This is a genomic window from Methanosphaera sp. (genome assembly GCF_022768985.1).
Lineage (GTDB): Archaea > Methanobacteriota > Methanobacteria > Methanobacteriales > Methanobacteriaceae > Methanosphaera.
The window spans coordinates 98,694-115,145 of sequence record NZ_JALEKL010000011.1; the positions used below are offsets into that span (position 1 = coordinate 98,694).

A 16,452-nucleotide genomic window follows, 5' to 3' on the forward strand; every position below is an offset into this window, starting at 1 on the left:
TTTTTATACCACCTAATGATAGTTACGTTGTATGTGGGTATTGTTAATATTATGATTTATTTTTTAAATTTATAAATAGTATAGTTAAATAATACAGCTAAATAATAATTGTAATACTTATTTTAAGATTAGTTGAAATATATTTATTGTAATTTGAATATTAATGTAAAAAATTAAACAAACTTGAAAATAAAAATAAGATGTAATTTAATAAATTTCATATTGAATTTTAATAATTCCATAACATGAAAACCATAACTTTGAATATATAATATCTGAAAATATATTAATTTATTTAAATAAATAATAAACATATAAAGATAATCTATTAATAATTAAAAGATTTATTCATTTTAAATTATTTTTTTACTAAAGGTGAACATCAAATGAAAATAATAGAAAAAGTCGAAGCAATAAAACAACAAGAACTAAAAGCTACAGAAAATCTAGAAACGATGTATAATACCATAGAAGAAAAAAACGATGATATTAATGCATTTGTTGAAGTAGACATAGAAAGAGCAAGAAAAACAGCAGCAGAAGTTGATGAAAAAATAAAAAACAATGAAAAAGTAGGAAAACTTGCAGGACTTGTTATAGGAATTAAATGTAACATAAATGTTGCAGACTACACAATATCTGCAGCATCACCAACACTAAAAGATTACATTGGAAGTTACAATGCAACAGTAATTAACAGAATTATGGCAGAAGATGGTGTAATTGTAGGACTTACAAACATGGATGAATTTGCAGCAGGAAGTTCAACTGAAACATCAATGTATGGACCTACAAACAACCCTAAAGCACCAGGTCATATTCCAGGAGGATCAAGTGGAGGATCAGCAGCAGCAATAGCAGCAGATATGTGTGATATTACACTAGGATCAGATACTGGTGGATCAATAAGAAACCCAGCATCACACTGTGGAGTAATGGGATTTAAACCTACATATGGTATGGTATCAAGACAAGGACTACTTGACCTTGCAATGAGTCTTGACCAGATAGGAGCATTTGGTAATGATACATCAGCAATAGCATTAATGCTTGATACAATTGTAGGATATGATCCATGTGACTGTACAACATTTAAAAAACCAACAACAGAATTCATAGATGATATTAACACAACATCACTTGAAAATACAACAGTTGGAGTTGTAAATGAATTTACAGAAGTAACAGATGATAAAATCAATGCAGTTGTAAACAAACAGATAGATAACATGATTGATCTTGGAGCAGAAATTAAGGAGTTATCATTTAATGATGTATCTCTTGGTCTTCCAACATACTACCTTATCAACTATGTAGAATTCTTCTCAGCAACAAGAAAATATGATGGTCGTGAATATGGAGAAAGAATTGAAGAAGTATGTGGTGATGAAGTAGCAAGAAGACTTGAAATTGGATCATACATAAGTCAGAAAGAATTCAGTGGAAAATACTACAACAAAGCACAAAAAGCAAGATCACTTATACGTAATGATTTCTCAGAACTACTTAATGGTGTAGATGTAATAGCAGGACCTACAGTACCAAAACTTCCACACAAAATTGGTGAAGAAATCTCAACAATGGACATGTATGCATACGATGTACTCACAGTACTTGCAAACATTACAGGAATACCAGCAAGTAGCATGAATGCAGGAGATGTTGATGGAATACCAGTAGGTTTACAATTACAAGCAAAACCTAAAGATGATCATAAAATACTCGCAACAATGAGTGCACTTGAAAACTAGAAAAATACTATCCATTAACACCTTAAGTAAAAAATTCTAAATAAAAAAGGGGAATTTTAAGAAAAAAAAGATAATATGAGAAATCCTTTTTTATTATCTCATATTATTTATTTAAACTATTTTTTTTATTTTTTTTATTTATTTTTAAAAAAAAAGAATTTTATTTTTATCTAATTTTTATAATTTTTATCTAAAAAAAGAGAGAGAATTTATTTTTTTCATAGTAAAAAAAAGTTACTTACTATGAAAAATAATTCTTTATGATTTTATATTTCTACTAAATTTAATTTTAGTATGCATCAAATCCACGTTCTATTGTTCTGACATCTTCATCCTTATTTAAAATAAAGCTTTTAAGATATTCTTCATCATTTAACTCAGGATAGTCAGTTCTGTAGTGTGCTCCACGACTTTCTTTACGTAGTAATGCTGATTTTACAATAAGTTTTGCAAGACGTATCATTGATTTTATTTCTAATGATGTGATAAGTTCTGCATTAAATTCATCAAATCCTGGAACTTTCATATCTTCTGTTTTCTTTTCAAGTTCATCAAGTTTACTTTGTGCTTCAAGTAATCCTTCTTCATCTCTTATAATTGCAACATGATCCCACATGATATGTTGAAGTTCACTTTTAATAGCTGATGGTTTATATTTACCATCATGACGCATAGCTTTTATTCTTTCAATTTCACAATCTAGGTCATCCTGGCATGGTTTTTCTTCTTTTGATTCTTTTGCACATTTAGCAGATGATATACCTGCAATATTTCCAAATACCTGAGTGTCAGCTAGTGCATTTCCACCAAGACGGTTTGCTCCATGTACACCAGAGGTTGCTTCTCCTGCTGCAAATAATCCTTCTACATTAGTTTTACATTCAAGGTCAATTTTTATTCCACCCATAAAGTGGTGTGCTGTAGGTGCTACTTCCATTGGCTCTTTTGTTATGTCAACACCAACATCCTTAAATTGCTGTACCATTGTATGAAGCTTTTTATGTACTTGTTCATCAGGTAAGTGTTCTACAGATAAGTATACTCCACCATTTTCTGTTCCACGTCCTTCCTGAATTTCTGTATAGATTGATCTTGCTACAATATCACGAGTTGCAAGTTCTCCACGTGGATCATACTTGGTCATGAATCTTTCACCTTCACTGTTTATGAGATGTCCACCTTCTCCACGTACAGCTTCTGTGATCAATACTCCTCTTCTTGATACAGGTGATAACATTCCTGTTGGATGGAATTGTACCATTTCCATATCCATTACATCTGCACCAACATCGTATGCCATCATTATTCCATCACCAGTTTTCTGGAATGCATTTGATGTTACAGGATATAGCCATCCACATCCACCTGTTGCCATTACTGTTGCTTTTGTATGATATACTATGATACTACTATCTTGTAGTGATACACCTACTGCTGCTACAATCTTTGTATGATCTTCATTATAGAGTAGTTTTGTAATCATTACCTCATCATGTACTTCTATATTTTCACGTACAACTTCCTGTTTTAGTCCAAGCATCATTTCATGACCTGTTTCATCACCTTTAAAGCATGTACGTCTGTAGCTTTGTCCACCAAATGCACGTTGTGCAAGTCTTCCATCATCTTGTCTGTCAAAGAGTGATCCATATGCTTCAAGTTTTACGAGTTGTTTTGGTGATTCTGTTACAAGTTTATGAACAAGCATCATATCATTTAGGAAGGATCCACCTTTAAGTGTATCTTGAATGTGAAGTTGAAGTGAATCTTCCTCATCAACATATCCAAATACTGCATTATATCCACCTTCTGCAAGTACTGTACATCCTGATTTAAAACTTAATCCTTTAGATACAATTATTACATCTTCTCCTTCTTCACTTGCAACAATTCCACATTTACATCCTGCTCCACCAGAACCTATTACAAGTACATCACATGAATATTCCTTAATTTTCATAAATAAATCCTCATCCTCTTATCTTTTATCTTATTATTTTCTTATTTTTTAACTATATTTTCTAAAGTTCCAATATTCTCTATTGTTACTTTTACAACATCACCACATTCAAGTTGTCCTACACCTGGTGGTGTTCCTGTTGCTATTACATCACCTGGATTTAATGTCATAATATTAGATATGTATTCAACAAGATGTGATGGTGTGAAAATCATATTTTTTGTATTAGAATTTTGACGTATTTCACCATTTACTTCAAGTTTAATATCAAGATTTTCAGCATCTACATCTGTTGAAACTACAGGACCATATGGTGCAAAGCTGTCAAATGATTTTGCACGTGTCCATTGTCCATCCTTATTTTGAAGATCTCGTGCTGTAACATCATTAAATACACTAAAACCTAAGAGGTATTCATCTTTATTATTATCTCTTGTAATCTTATCAAGAATTACTATTGCAAGTTCTCCTTCATAGTCAAGTTGTTTGACACCATCTGGATAGATAATTTCTTCATCATTTGCAATTACTGCTGTTGATGGTTTAATAAAGAGTAATGGTTCACTTGGAAGTTGCATATCTAATTCTTTTGCATGATCATAGTAGTTAAGTCCTACACATACAACCTTTGTTACATCAGTTGGTGGTAATATTTTAACAGAGTCTATATCATCACATACACTATCATGGTAAGATGCTTTAATTTCATCTTCATTATGTGCTGCATCGATAATATTTGAATAGTTTAGTCTGTAGATTTTATTATCCTCTACTATTGCTGTATATATTTCATCTTCAAATTCATATCTAATATATTTCATATTAATCAGTTTTCAAGTATTCTTTCAATTGGTACAACAAGTAAGTCTTTTGCACCTATTTTACGGAGTTTGTTAATTGTTGAAAATACCTCTTTTTCTGAAATTACTGAGTGAACTGCTACCATATTATCATCACCATATACTTCAGATACTGTAGGTCCACCCATACCTGGTATTACATCTTTTACCTTGTCAAGATCTTCTTTATGAACATTTACCATTAACAGTTTTTTACCATCTGCATGTAATACTCCAATAATTCCAGTTTTTATTTCTTCAATTTTTTCAAATTTAGTTTTGAAACTTTCCTTATTTGCAATTAAATGTACAGAACTTGTTATGATTGTGTCAACTTCACGTAGATGGTTCATTTTAAGTGTTGTTCCTGTACTTGTAAGATCTGCTATTGCATCAGCTATTCCTATAAGTGGTGCTACTTCTGTTGCTCCACTAAGTGCTAGTATTTTTGCATCTATTCCATTTTCATCAAGATATTTTTTTGTTATTGTTGGAAATTCTGTTGCTATTGTTTTTATTTTCTTAATATCTTCTTTTGTCTTATACTCTGAATCTTCTGGTACTGCAACAACTAGTCTTGTTGCTCCAAATTTAAGATCTTCTAGCATTTCTACATCAACATCTTTTTCACAAACAAGATCATATCCTGTAATTCCTATGTCTGCTGCTCCATCTGCAACATATTCTGGTATGTCTGCTGCACGTGTAAACATTACACTTATTTCTGGGTCAAATGTGTTTGAAAATAGTTTACGATTTGAATTATCTGTTAGTCCGATACCTGCTTTTTCTAGAAGTTCTACAGCAGGACCACTTATACGTCCCTTGGAAGGAAGAGCTATTCGTATGTTCATGGTATTATGTTCCTCCATTTTAAAAATATAGTTTTAATTTATTATTTTTTTTTAATATTGTTTTGATGATTAATTTTTCTCCACATTTTTATATCGAGAAAATATCATTATTATTATAATAAAATTTAATTTAATGTTTAAATTAATTATAATATATATTATATCATTGAATATAATTAAATTTTATATACTTAGGATTTTATTTAAAAAAAATTTATATGGGGAAATAAGATATTTATGCTAAATTTTGAAGGTGTTATATCTTCAGGACTACAGAAAGCTGGAGATTTTATTAAGCTTGATGTTTATAAAAGTCAGTATGAAGAAAAGTTAGGCTTTATGCCCTTTGCTGGTACATTAAATATTAAGCTTAAAGATGATATAGAAATTGATATTGAAAATGAGCATTCAGGTAATCTTCAAAAAATTGATGGTAATGATGATTATGGTGATGTATTCTTTTTATTTGCACAGATTACTGATTTAAAAAATAATATTACAAAGTCTGGTGCAATTCTTTTTCCAATAAAAAGTGTTTATACAACTAATACTCTTGAATTTGTATGTGAGGATAATCTTCGTCAATGTATGGATCTTGAAGATGATGATGAAGTTATTCTTGAAATAAAAAATTAATTTAAATTTTTTGATGTATGATAAATTTTACTTTTTCTTTATAAAAACATATATTGTATAAAAATTAAAAATATATTTAATATAATTTAAAAAAGATTTACTAAAGAAGGCTTACTTTAAATATATACCTTAGGAGGATGAAGTAATGGACAATGAAGACAAATTAATAACAAATATCAATCTAGAGGAATCTTTAATTAGAAAAATAGGTGACAATACATTTCTTAAAATAATTCCATCAGAAAAGATTGTTGAAACATCAACAATTGAACAGGAAAACATTACAAAACCTATTAGTCAGGTTGATAAGGTAATTATTAAAGCAGCACCTGTTGAACTTAACTTATATAAAAGTGGTAGTAATTTTAAGTATGAAACAAAATGGATTACCCAAGATGATGAAACCATTGAAATTCCAGCAAGTGATTTAAGAACTATTTATAACACTCTTGATGAGAAAGATTTAGTTGTTGCTGATGAAAAATTAAATTTATCTAATATTTTCAGTATGATTATTAAACAAGATACACTTAAACGTAAAATTGAAAATATTAAAGAAGAAATGTAAATACAACTTTTTAATTAATTTTTTTTAGAAGATAAAAAATAGAAAAAGAGATTAAATAATAAATAATTTTTTTAATAAAAAAAAAGGTAGTGGATAAATTAGATTATCTAAAAAAAATAAATTCTCTTTTCTAATTCTACTTTTTTTAAATTAACACTAAAGTCCACTAAATTACTAGTTTTAAGTTGAAATGCACAGATATTTATGCATATTTTTAATATTATTATATATTCCTAGTTTTTGTAGAGATCACATATTTCATCATATGTAAGATAGCCTCTAAATTCTGGTTTTTGTGCCATTTCATAGATTTTCATAACATCAAGATCTTTATTTACAACATCTTTTGATGCTTTTGTGAACTTTTCAAGTTGTAAGTAATCTTCTGGTACTCTACCTTTAGATTCAAACTTAGCTTTTGTTACATTCCATACATTTTCACGTTCAAGACCTGTTTTATTTGATATGAAATCAGCAACATGTCCTGCTATAGTTTCATCATATACATTGTTTAATATTACAGCTTTTGTTGTAATATCCATCTTCTTGAGAAGTTGCATATGTGCTTCAATATCAACAGCAGCTGTTTCAATACCACCTTTACTTACACTTGAAACCATAATTACTGGAATATTACCAGCACGTGCTATTTCTGCTGTTGAATATGGAGTTTTCTCATTAAGAAGACCTGTAAATGCACTCATTACACCTTCAACAAGTACAAGGTCATATCCCTTATTTTTAATACTCATTAGTACTTCATCAAGTGGTGTTTGTCCAATATTTCCAATCTTAATTGATGCATAATCATGAAGCTTTTCCTTATTTACATATAGTGATGGTGATAAATCACGAATATCAGGTCCTACTTTTAGAACATATGTATGAATTCCACGTTCACGTAGTGCTCCTACAATACCACTTGAGAGGAATGTTTTTCCAGACTCTGATCCTGTTGCCATAAGCATTATCATTGGTGGAACTTCTGGATGTTCATCTTTAAGTGGTGCAATATTTCCTGTTGAAATACCAATTTCACTAAATACTTTTGCATGAAGTTTCTTATTTCTAAGTTTAATATCTTCATATTCATCTTTTGCATCGATATAATCAAGAATATTATCAACAACAGCACTATTATTATCAAGTATTTGATGTACTGTTGTACCTAGAATGTTACCTTTCTTATTTGATACACCAGAGAGTACTTTTTCTGGCTTAAATTTATAATTTGATCTTTGAATATTTGAATAGATAAGATTTTTATCATTTGATTCTATTTCACCATATGTATGACAATGGAATCCTCTGAGTTTTTCACCCATAAGATCTTTAGTAAAAAGTGTTGTGTCATCTGCAACTTCTGCTGTTACATAGTTTGTATTGATTTTTGGCTCAAATTTAACATCAAGAAGTCCAAGACCTTCACGTATAATTGGAACAGGAGAATTACGTCCTACATTTGTCTGTTTTGCAAGTACCTGAAAACCTGCACACATACCAAGAATAAATCCATCGTTATCATTGATAAGTTTTATTTCATTTGCAAGATCTTCTGTCATTGTTTCTGATTCAAGAAGTGTACCACCTGGTATAATTATACCATCAAGTACATCGTGAGCTTTTTCACCTGTTTGTACTTTTCCATCTGCTCCTACAATATCTGTTGGAAGATGTCCAAAGTTTTCATATAATGTTAATATTCCTTCAACTTCTACTATTCCTATCCTACTCATTTAAATAACCATTCCTATAATTTTTTTAAATTAGATAATAATAAGTTTAGATAAGATAGTATAAAAATAATAAGTCAAAAAATAGTATATAAATTCTAAAAAAGAGTTGATATTTATAAAAAATATATAATTTAGTAAAAAGAATTAGTGCCCTGACCGGGATTTGAACCCGGGTAAAGGGATCCGCAGTCCCTCGTGATATCCGCTACACTATCAAGGCATTTTATGCGGTATTATAAAATGTAATTTTTATAACTATTATAATAGTTTGTAAATAACTTATAATAAACATTTCGCTTTTTTAGTTGAAAAATATTAAAAAAATAATAAATTATATAGAGAAAAGATTTTCATCTTCTCTACATAATAATTTTTTGGAGTTAGTTTATCTATTCAAGATAAATTGCAGGTTTATATGGTGTTGCATTTGGTGCTTTATTTTGTGGATCATAACTATTATCATTATGTACAACTACTTTTGCACCAATTTCATCTTCAAGATAATCTATTGCATCATTTATTACTGCATATTCATCAACTTTTCCTACATAGTTGATTTTATTAAATGATTTTCCTGCTTTTGTTGCAAATTTAGATAATTCTTTCTTATTATCATGTAAGTTTGCTTTCATAGATCTTTGAATTATTTCACCAACATTTGGTTTTCCAACTTCTTGTGCAATTTCATATACTTCATATTTCCAGTCTTCTGATGTGTAAAGATGTATTGTTTCTGGTTCTGATTTTGTGATTTTGATAATTTCTTTTACATCTTTTGCAAGATCTTGAATTATTTCTTCACTTTTTTCAATTTTCTCATCTATTACACTTTCATCAGCTACAGGCCATGCTACTGATGCCATGAATATATCATCATCATTGTATTGATCCCAGATTTCTTCTGTCATATATGGTATGAATGGTGAAAGGAGACGTATCCAGGTGTTAACAATGTAGGTAAGTGTATCTTTTTCTTCTTGTGTAACTGTTGTAATACGGTTAAGGTAGTAGTCAATATCTTTTCTAAATAAGAATAAACTTGCCTGTAGTGCTTTTCTTGTCTGGAAGCCTTCAAGTGCTTCTGTAGCTTCTGCTATTTTACGGTTGATTTGACTAATAATCCATTTGTTGATTGGTTTTTCAACTTTTGGAATTGTATTTTCTAGTGGAAGTTTAAGATCTTCTCCCATAATTTTTTCTACTTTTTGTGGGAATTGACCAATAGCTTCAAGTCTTCTTTGAATACCATTTACTTCTTTTTCTCTCCAGTCAAAGTCCTGCCATGGTTCTGCTGATGACATCAAGAAGAGTCTTACTGTATCTGCACCATAGGTATCTATTGCTTCACTTAGAAGTATTACATTACCTTTTGATGATGACATTTTCTGTCCTTCAAGAAGACCCATACCAAATACTGTTATTCCTTGTGGCCATTTTGTATCTGGGAAGATTGCAGAATGGTGGAACATACAGAATGATAAGTGGTTTCCCACTAGATCTTTTGCAGATAATCTCCAGTTAAGTGGATACCAGTAGTTGAATTCTTTTTGTATTTCATTTGTTAGCTCTTCTGGTATCTGATTTACTGATCCATCATTTGCTCCTTCCTGATTAAGGAATACTTTGTTAAAGAATGCATCGTTAAGATCATCAGGGTTGATTTGTTCCATGAATTTTGCAATTGTATAGTATGACATGTAGATTGTTGAATCTGTTAATGGTTCAATGAGCCATTTTTTATCCCATGGCATGTGTGTTCCAAGACCTAGACGTCTTGAACATGCCCAGTCTTCTAGCCAGTCAAGGTAGTATTCAAAGTTTGATCTTACCTCTTTTGGTACTACTTCAAGTTGGTCGAGACATTCATATGCTTTTTTAGTCCATGCTTCATCTGAGTATTTTACAAACCATTGATCATGTAATTCTTTAACTACACATTTTGCTCCACATCTACAGATAATTGGTTTTTCTGCAAATTCATATAGTTTATCTGCAATACCTTCATTTATAAGTAGTTCTACTACATCATCACGTACATCTGCAACACGTACTCCTTCAAAGTCTGTGTTTGCATTCATTATACCTTTTGCATGTTCTTTTTTGTAGCTTTCATTTGTTGCTTCTTTAAGATTTTCATCATCTTGTGATGTTACATTGAACTCATCAAGGAAGTCTTTTGCAGGGAACTCGGAGTATCCTTTAAGATCTACAAGGCTGATAATTTGAATGTTATCAATGTGTTGTTGAAGATCGTATTTTTCTATTGCTTCTGTATTTTTCTTAATATCTTCAAGTGCTATGTAGTCAGCCGGTGCATGTGCTGGTACTGAAAATACTACACCTGTTGCATAGTCAGGATCTACAAATGATGCAGGGAATATTGGAAGTTCAACATCATTAATTGGGTTTTTTACAACTTTTCCTATGAAATCTTTTGGATCTACATCTGCTATGATTTCCATGTCTTCTTTTTGGTAGATTATGTTATCATATGATGCTTTGGATATGATCCATTTTTCATCGTTGTATTTTACTTGTACATATTCTTCATTATCATTAAGCCATATGTTTGTTGCACCATAGAGTGTTTCTGGTCTGAATGTTGCAGCTACAAGGTATGAATCTTCATATGGGAATTTGATAAGTGTTAATTCATTAATTGCTACTCCTTCTCCTTCAAGAAGATCATGATCTCCTACTGGGTTGTCATCATCAGGACAGTATTTTACTGGGTGTGATCCTTTATGAATTAAATCTTTATCTTTTAGTTGTCTTATTTGCCATCTTACAAATTGTTGGTAGTGTGGGTCAATTGTTCTAAATTCACGTCTCCAGTCAATTGTATATCCCATATTTACCATGTCATTGTGGTATTCATTACTGAAGTATTTTACAATGTATTCAGGATCTGTGAACTCTTTAAGTTCATCTTCTGGTACTTTATGTACATTTTTATAGATGTCAAGTGTCCATGGATCTTGTCTTTCTATTCTTTTTGCAATTCCAACTACTGGTGCTCCTGTAACGTGCCATGCCATTGGAAATAGTACATTGTATCCTTGCATTCTTTTAAATCTTGCATATACATCAGGTACTGTGTATGTTCTTCCGTGTCCTACGTGCATTGCTCCACTTGGGTATGGGAATGCTACTGTTAGATACATTTTTTCTCTATCATCAGGATTTGATTCGAAAAGTTTAGCATCTTGCCATTTTTTTTGCCATTTTTTTTCAATTTCTGTTACCATAAATATTAAACTCCAAAAAAATTTACTATACTCAATTAATCCCAATTTGTACTTTCTTAGTTTATCATATAATGAGTTTATTTATTGTTAATGGGGATTATAAAAAGTAGTAAATAAGGCTGTTATAATTATCTTGAAAAAATAATATTTTCACATTATATTTAATATGATTTATATTTATATTAATAGGAAATATTTTAATTTTTAGTATAAATTATGAAAAAAATATAAAAAAAAGGGAGGTTAAAAAAGTTAATTTTATCTAATATTTTTCTTAGAATTTTGATATGATTGGTGCTGTTTTTCTTTTATGTTCAGCATTTTCTACCATTCTAATAATACGTTCTACTTCTGATTTTTCAATTTCAAGTTTATCTGCAATTGAAGATGCATCCTCATTGTTGTCTACATATAAGTATAATATACGATCTAGTACATCATAGGTCATTCCTATTTCATCTTCATCTGTTTGACCTTCCCATAGACCTGCTGTTGGTGCTTTTGTTATTACTGTTTCTGGAACACCTAGTGTTTGTGCTACTTTTCTTACATCTTCTTTATATAGGTCTCCTATTGGTAGAAGATCTGATCCTCCATCACCATATTTTGTGAAGTATCCAATTTCTAGTTCTGTTTTATTTCCTGTTCCTAAAACTAGGTAATTGTGTTTTGCAGCAAAATAGTAGAGTATTGCCATACGTATTCTTGGTTTTAGGTTTGCTGATGCTATTTCATCATTTTTACCTTTTTTATTGTCATCTGATTTATCACATACATTTAGTATGTAATCATGTATATCTTCAATTGAAATGTATGGTGAGAAGATATCTAGTTCATCTTTAACAAGTTTTGCATCGAATAGATCTTCATCTGATGTGGTTTTTGATGGTAATCTGTATGCTATTACATTATCAGATCCTAGTGCACGTACTGCAAGACATGCAACTACTGCTGAATCTATTCCTCCACTTAAACCTAATACTACACCTTCTGAATTTGATTCTTCCACTTTTTGTTTTATAAATGAACAAGCTCTTTCAACAAAGTCTCTATCATCAAAATCAGGTAAATTTATCATATCTTTTTTCATCCCCATTTAATATAAAATTATTATTGTTAATATTTTTCTAAATTTATAATAATTTATTATATAAATGATACTATTTATTATTAATTTATAAAAAAGAAGAATGATTATTATTAGATTATAAGTTAAATAAAAGTAATCTTATTTTAAATAAAACATTATATATTAATTAAATTAATATTATATAAAATAGAATAATAATTTTTATATAAATTATTTGTATAATCATAAAGAAATTTAATAAAAAAAAATTATAATATTAGAATCCTAGAAAAAATATGGGAGAGTTATGAAAACATGGCATTTAGTGAACTTGTAAAATTTAATAAAAAACAGTCAACCTTCATATTTATTGGAGGAAAAGGTGGAGTTGGAAAAACAACAGTTTCTGCTGCAACAGGACTATGGTGTGCTAGAATGGGTAAAAAAACACTTATTATTTCAACAGATCCTGCACATTCTCTTGGTGATTCATTTGAAAGAAATATAAGACATACACCAACACCTATTACAACAAATCTTGAAGCTATTGAAATTGACCCTGATCTTGCAATGGAAGAATATCAAAAGAAGATGCAATTCCAACAACAATATGATGATACTCTTGGATTATTATCAGATCAGATGGACATGATGAGTTCAACTCCTGGTATTGATGAAGTTGCATCTTTTGATAAATTTATGGAGTATATGAACAACGATGAATACGATGTTATCATCTTTGATACAGCACCTACAGGACATACACTTAGACTCCTATCCTTCCCTGAGATGATGGACTCCTGGATGGGAAAACTTATTAAAACAAAAAAGACTCTTGGAAAAGCAGCAAAGAAACTTAAAAATCTCATTCCATTTATGGGATCTGATGAAAAAGAAGATGAACTAAGTATGCAACAACTTGATGAGGCTAAAAAACAGATTATTATGGCACGTGATATTCTAACAGATCCTAAAAGAACAACATTTAAGTCAGTTCTTATTCCTGAGGAAATGTCAATTATTGAATCTACAAGAGCAACAGAAGCACTTAAAAAAGCAAATATTACACCTGATGGTATTATTGTAAACCAGATTCAGCCTAATAATAATCACTGTGATTTTTGTTCTGCTCGTTATGAACTTCAACAAAAACGTCTTGAAACAATAAAAGCTACATTTGAAGATCAAATTATTGCAGAAGTTCCACTTCAAGCACATGAAGTACGTGGACTAAGTCAACTTTATGACATCTGTGATATATTATATGGATCTGATCCTGCAAATGGTCCTATAGCATTATAAAAGTGCACATATATAACCACCCATCTTTTTTTTACTTTTTTTTAGATTATTTTAATTTATAGTTAATTTATTTTCAAAAAATAGTATTTATAGAAAAAATATTTTAAAAAGGGAGGGGAAGAATTTCATTACATTTTCTTTAAAATGTTCCTTTTGTACTTAATATTTGATTATGTGTAATTTTTGTTGCATCATTTAATGCACGTGCAAGTGCTTTAAATATGGCCTCACAGATATGATGATCATTTTCACCTTCTGCTTTAATATTAATATTCATAAGTGAATTGTTTGCAAATGTTTCCATGAAATGTTTAATATTTTGTGTACTAAGATCACTTATTGACTGATATTCAAAGTCTGCCTTAAATACTGTGTAGTTACGTCCACCAATATCTACAGCTACATTTGCAAGTGCTTCATCCATTGGAACTACAGCATATGCCATTCTATTAATTCCAACTTTATCACCAAGAGCCTCTTTAAAACATTCACCTAGTACAATTGCTGTATCTTCTACTGTATGATGATCATCAACATCAATATCTCCATCTACAATTACATCTAGGTCAAAAAATCCATGTTTTGTAAATGCTTCAAGCATATGATCAAAGAATTTAACTTTTGTATCAATATTACTTTTTCCTTCACCATCAATATTTAATCTTATTTTTATATCTGTTTCTTTTGTTTTACGAGATATTTGGGCAATTCTTTCCATTTTTCTCTTATTCCCCTTTGAATTTTTTATTTTCTTTAATATTATCTTCTAAATTTTACATTGAATATAGTTTATGTTTATCTATAAAATCCATGATATTTGATGTGTATCTTTTAATGTATGGAATCTTTTCTACATAGTTTATGAAAAAGATTATATCATCTTTTGAAAGTACTCTAAATACTAGAAGTGACAGCATATATACAATGAGTGAAACTATCGAACCTATAATTAAGCCCATTATTGTTTTTGGTATTACTATACATATTAAGGCAAGTATTACATTACAAAGTAAAATCAATGCAATGTTTTTTATTGGTAATTTTATCTTTGTTTTTCGAATTACAATAAATAATATTATACACATTAGTATTGCTGTTGTTATTGTTGTTGCAACTGCTGCACCTTCAATTCCTATATCTTTTACAAATAATACATTTAACACTACATTTATTATTGTTCCCATTAGCAGTACATACATTGGAGTTTTTGGACTTCCTGTTCCTTGAAGTATACTACTACATACCATGTAAATACTATAAAATGACATTCCAACAACAAGTATACTTAATACTCCTGATGCTGGAATATATATGCTTCCAAATAAAAGATGTATTACATTACTACTAAATATGCTTATAATTAAACATAGTGGTACAACTGTAAGTATACAGTATCGTAGACAGTCAACTACATATTTTTGTAGTAAGTTTTGATCTTTTAGTGCATATGCCTCTGATGCTGCAGGAAGCATTACTGTTGCAATTGAAAGTGATATTACAAGTGGCATTCGAGCTATTGGATCGGCTGAATTATAATATCCAACATCACGTGATAGCATAAATATTCCAATTATAATTGTTCCAACATCATATATTACCATCTCAGATAGTGCTGTTATTGTAACAGGTATTGAAAACTTAATAAGCATATAGAGAAGTTTTAATTCCTCTTTCTTTGTTAAGTTAAGATCATCATCTGATTTGAAAATTCCACTAATATGTTTTTTGTAGAGATATACTGCAACTATTGCTGATACTATAAATCCTACAGCTCCACCAAGAACTGCTCCCATTGCATAAAATCCACATACAACAAATAAACATGCAAATATTATTGTTGATGCTTGTTCGGCAAGTCTATTATATACTGTGTATTCATTCTTGTATACTCCCTGGTATGCTCCTCTCATTGCACCTACAATCACACTAAATGGTGGTATAAGACTTACAGCTCTTAGTGGCCATACTACATCTGGCATGTGAAATATATTATTTGCTATGAAATCTGATGAAAAAAGAAGCAGTATACTTAAAATTAATGCCATGAAGATCATATAACGTGTTGCAATATGCATTATTTGGCGTATTAATGCTTTTTCATCTTTTGCATTAAATTGTGCTACATACTTTGCTATTGCAGGTGGAAGTCCTCCTGCTGAAAGTATCTGGAAAACTCCCTGAAATGGTAGTGTTAAACCATAAAGTCCATATCCTTCAGGTCCTAGTAATCTTGTCATTAGAAGTCTATTTATATATCCTCCTATACGAAATAGAAGATTTCCAATAACTAGAATAAAACTATTTTTCATGAGTTTATCTGACATATTAATTCACAACTACCTTACTGATTTTAATACTATATTTAAGAATTATTAATATTATAAGTTTTATAATTTTATTTTGTAATGTTATTTATTTTTCTAAAAAATAAAATTGTTTATATCACTTTTAAGAAATATTATAGTAATATATAAAAATTAATTAACAAT

The 16,452-nt window shown here is 29.8% G+C and carries 12 protein-coding genes and 1 tRNA gene; 4 read left to right on the forward strand and 9 right to left on the reverse strand.

Features of this window, described 5'->3' with window-relative positions; translation table 11 throughout:
* Positions 1-386: 386 nt before the first annotated feature.
* Positions 387-1,751: an Asp-tRNA(Asn)/Glu-tRNA(Gln) amidotransferase subunit GatA gene (gene gatA / locus MRZ80_RS05815; RefSeq protein WP_292537165.1), complete on the forward strand. Its 1,365-nt coding sequence runs from the start codon at positions 387-389 to the stop codon at positions 1,749-1,751.
* Between the two features lie 289 nt (positions 1,752-2,040).
* On the opposite strand, the gene tfrA is transcribed toward gatA, so the two are convergent.
* From tfrA to hisG, 3 genes are read right to left on the reverse strand one after another with little or no spacing between them, the layout of a single operon-like run.
* Positions 2,041-3,711 carry a fumarate reductase (CoM/CoB) subunit TfrA gene (gene tfrA / locus MRZ80_RS05820; RefSeq protein ID WP_292537169.1) on the reverse strand — a complete coding sequence of 557 codons (1,671 nt, stop codon included), beginning with the start codon at positions 3,709-3,711 and terminating at the stop codon, positions 2,041-2,043.
* A gap of 41 nt (positions 3,712-3,752) precedes the next feature.
* Entirely contained in the window at positions 3,753-4,532 is a 780-nt protein-coding gene (locus tag MRZ80_RS05825) for a fumarylacetoacetate hydrolase family protein (protein ID WP_292537172.1), read from the reverse strand.
* A 5-nt stretch (positions 4,533-4,537) separates the two neighbouring features.
* Entirely contained in the window at positions 4,538-5,404 is an 867-nt protein-coding gene (gene hisG, locus MRZ80_RS05830; RefSeq protein WP_292537175.1) for an ATP phosphoribosyltransferase, read from the reverse strand.
* A 237-nt stretch (positions 5,405-5,641) separates the two neighbouring features.
* On the opposite strand from hisG, the gene MRZ80_RS05835 reads away from it, so the two are divergent.
* Complete coding sequence (locus tag MRZ80_RS05835) at positions 5,642-6,040, forward strand: CTP-dependent riboflavin kinase (protein ID WP_292537178.1); 399 nt, start codon at positions 5,642-5,644, stop codon at positions 6,038-6,040.
* Between the two features lie 145 nt (positions 6,041-6,185).
* Complete coding sequence (locus MRZ80_RS05840; protein WP_292537182.1) at positions 6,186-6,608, forward strand: hypothetical protein; 423 nt, start codon at positions 6,186-6,188, stop codon at positions 6,606-6,608.
* 233 nt (positions 6,609-6,841) lie between these two features.
* Here MRZ80_RS05840 and MRZ80_RS05845 read toward each other — a convergent pair whose 3' ends face one another.
* From MRZ80_RS05845 to MRZ80_RS05860, 4 genes are all read right to left on the reverse strand, one after another.
* Positions 6,842-8,344 carry an AAA family ATPase gene (locus MRZ80_RS05845; protein ID WP_292537185.1) on the reverse strand — a complete coding sequence of 501 codons (1,503 nt, stop codon included), beginning with the start codon at positions 8,342-8,344 and terminating at the stop codon, positions 6,842-6,844.
* A gap of 148 nt (positions 8,345-8,492) precedes the next feature.
* Positions 8,493-8,564, reverse strand: a tRNA-Arg gene (locus tag MRZ80_RS05850).
* Positions 8,565-8,733: 169 nt separating this feature from the next.
* Positions 8,734-11,592 (reverse strand): leucine--tRNA ligase, encoded by a 2,859-nt coding sequence (gene leuS, locus MRZ80_RS05855; protein ID WP_292537188.1) that lies wholly within the window; start codon positions 11,590-11,592, stop codon positions 8,734-8,736.
* Between the two features lie 274 nt (positions 11,593-11,866).
* Positions 11,867-12,670: an NAD+ synthase gene (locus MRZ80_RS05860; protein WP_292537191.1), complete on the reverse strand. Its 804-nt coding sequence runs from the start codon at positions 12,668-12,670 to the stop codon at positions 11,867-11,869.
* A 306-nt stretch (positions 12,671-12,976) separates the two neighbouring features.
* Between MRZ80_RS05860 and MRZ80_RS05865 the strand changes: the two genes are divergently transcribed.
* Positions 12,977-13,963: a TRC40/GET3/ArsA family transport-energizing ATPase gene (locus MRZ80_RS05865; RefSeq protein WP_292537194.1), complete on the forward strand. Its 987-nt coding sequence runs from the start codon at positions 12,977-12,979 to the stop codon at positions 13,961-13,963.
* A gap of 139 nt (positions 13,964-14,102) precedes the next feature.
* Here the strand turns inward: MRZ80_RS05865 and hisB are convergent, their stop codons facing one another.
* Together hisB and MRZ80_RS05875 are read right to left on the reverse strand one after the other, a co-directional pair.
* The gene (gene hisB / locus MRZ80_RS05870) at positions 14,103-14,681 is read right to left on the reverse strand and encodes an imidazoleglycerol-phosphate dehydratase HisB (protein ID WP_292537197.1); all 579 of its coding nucleotides are present in this window, start codon (positions 14,679-14,681) and stop codon (positions 14,103-14,105) included.
* Positions 14,682-14,736: 55 nt separating this feature from the next.
* Positions 14,737-16,287 (reverse strand): oligosaccharide flippase family protein, encoded by a 1,551-nt coding sequence (locus MRZ80_RS05875; RefSeq protein ID WP_292537200.1) that lies wholly within the window; start codon positions 16,285-16,287, stop codon positions 14,737-14,739.
* Between the last annotated feature and the right edge of the window lie 165 nt (positions 16,288-16,452).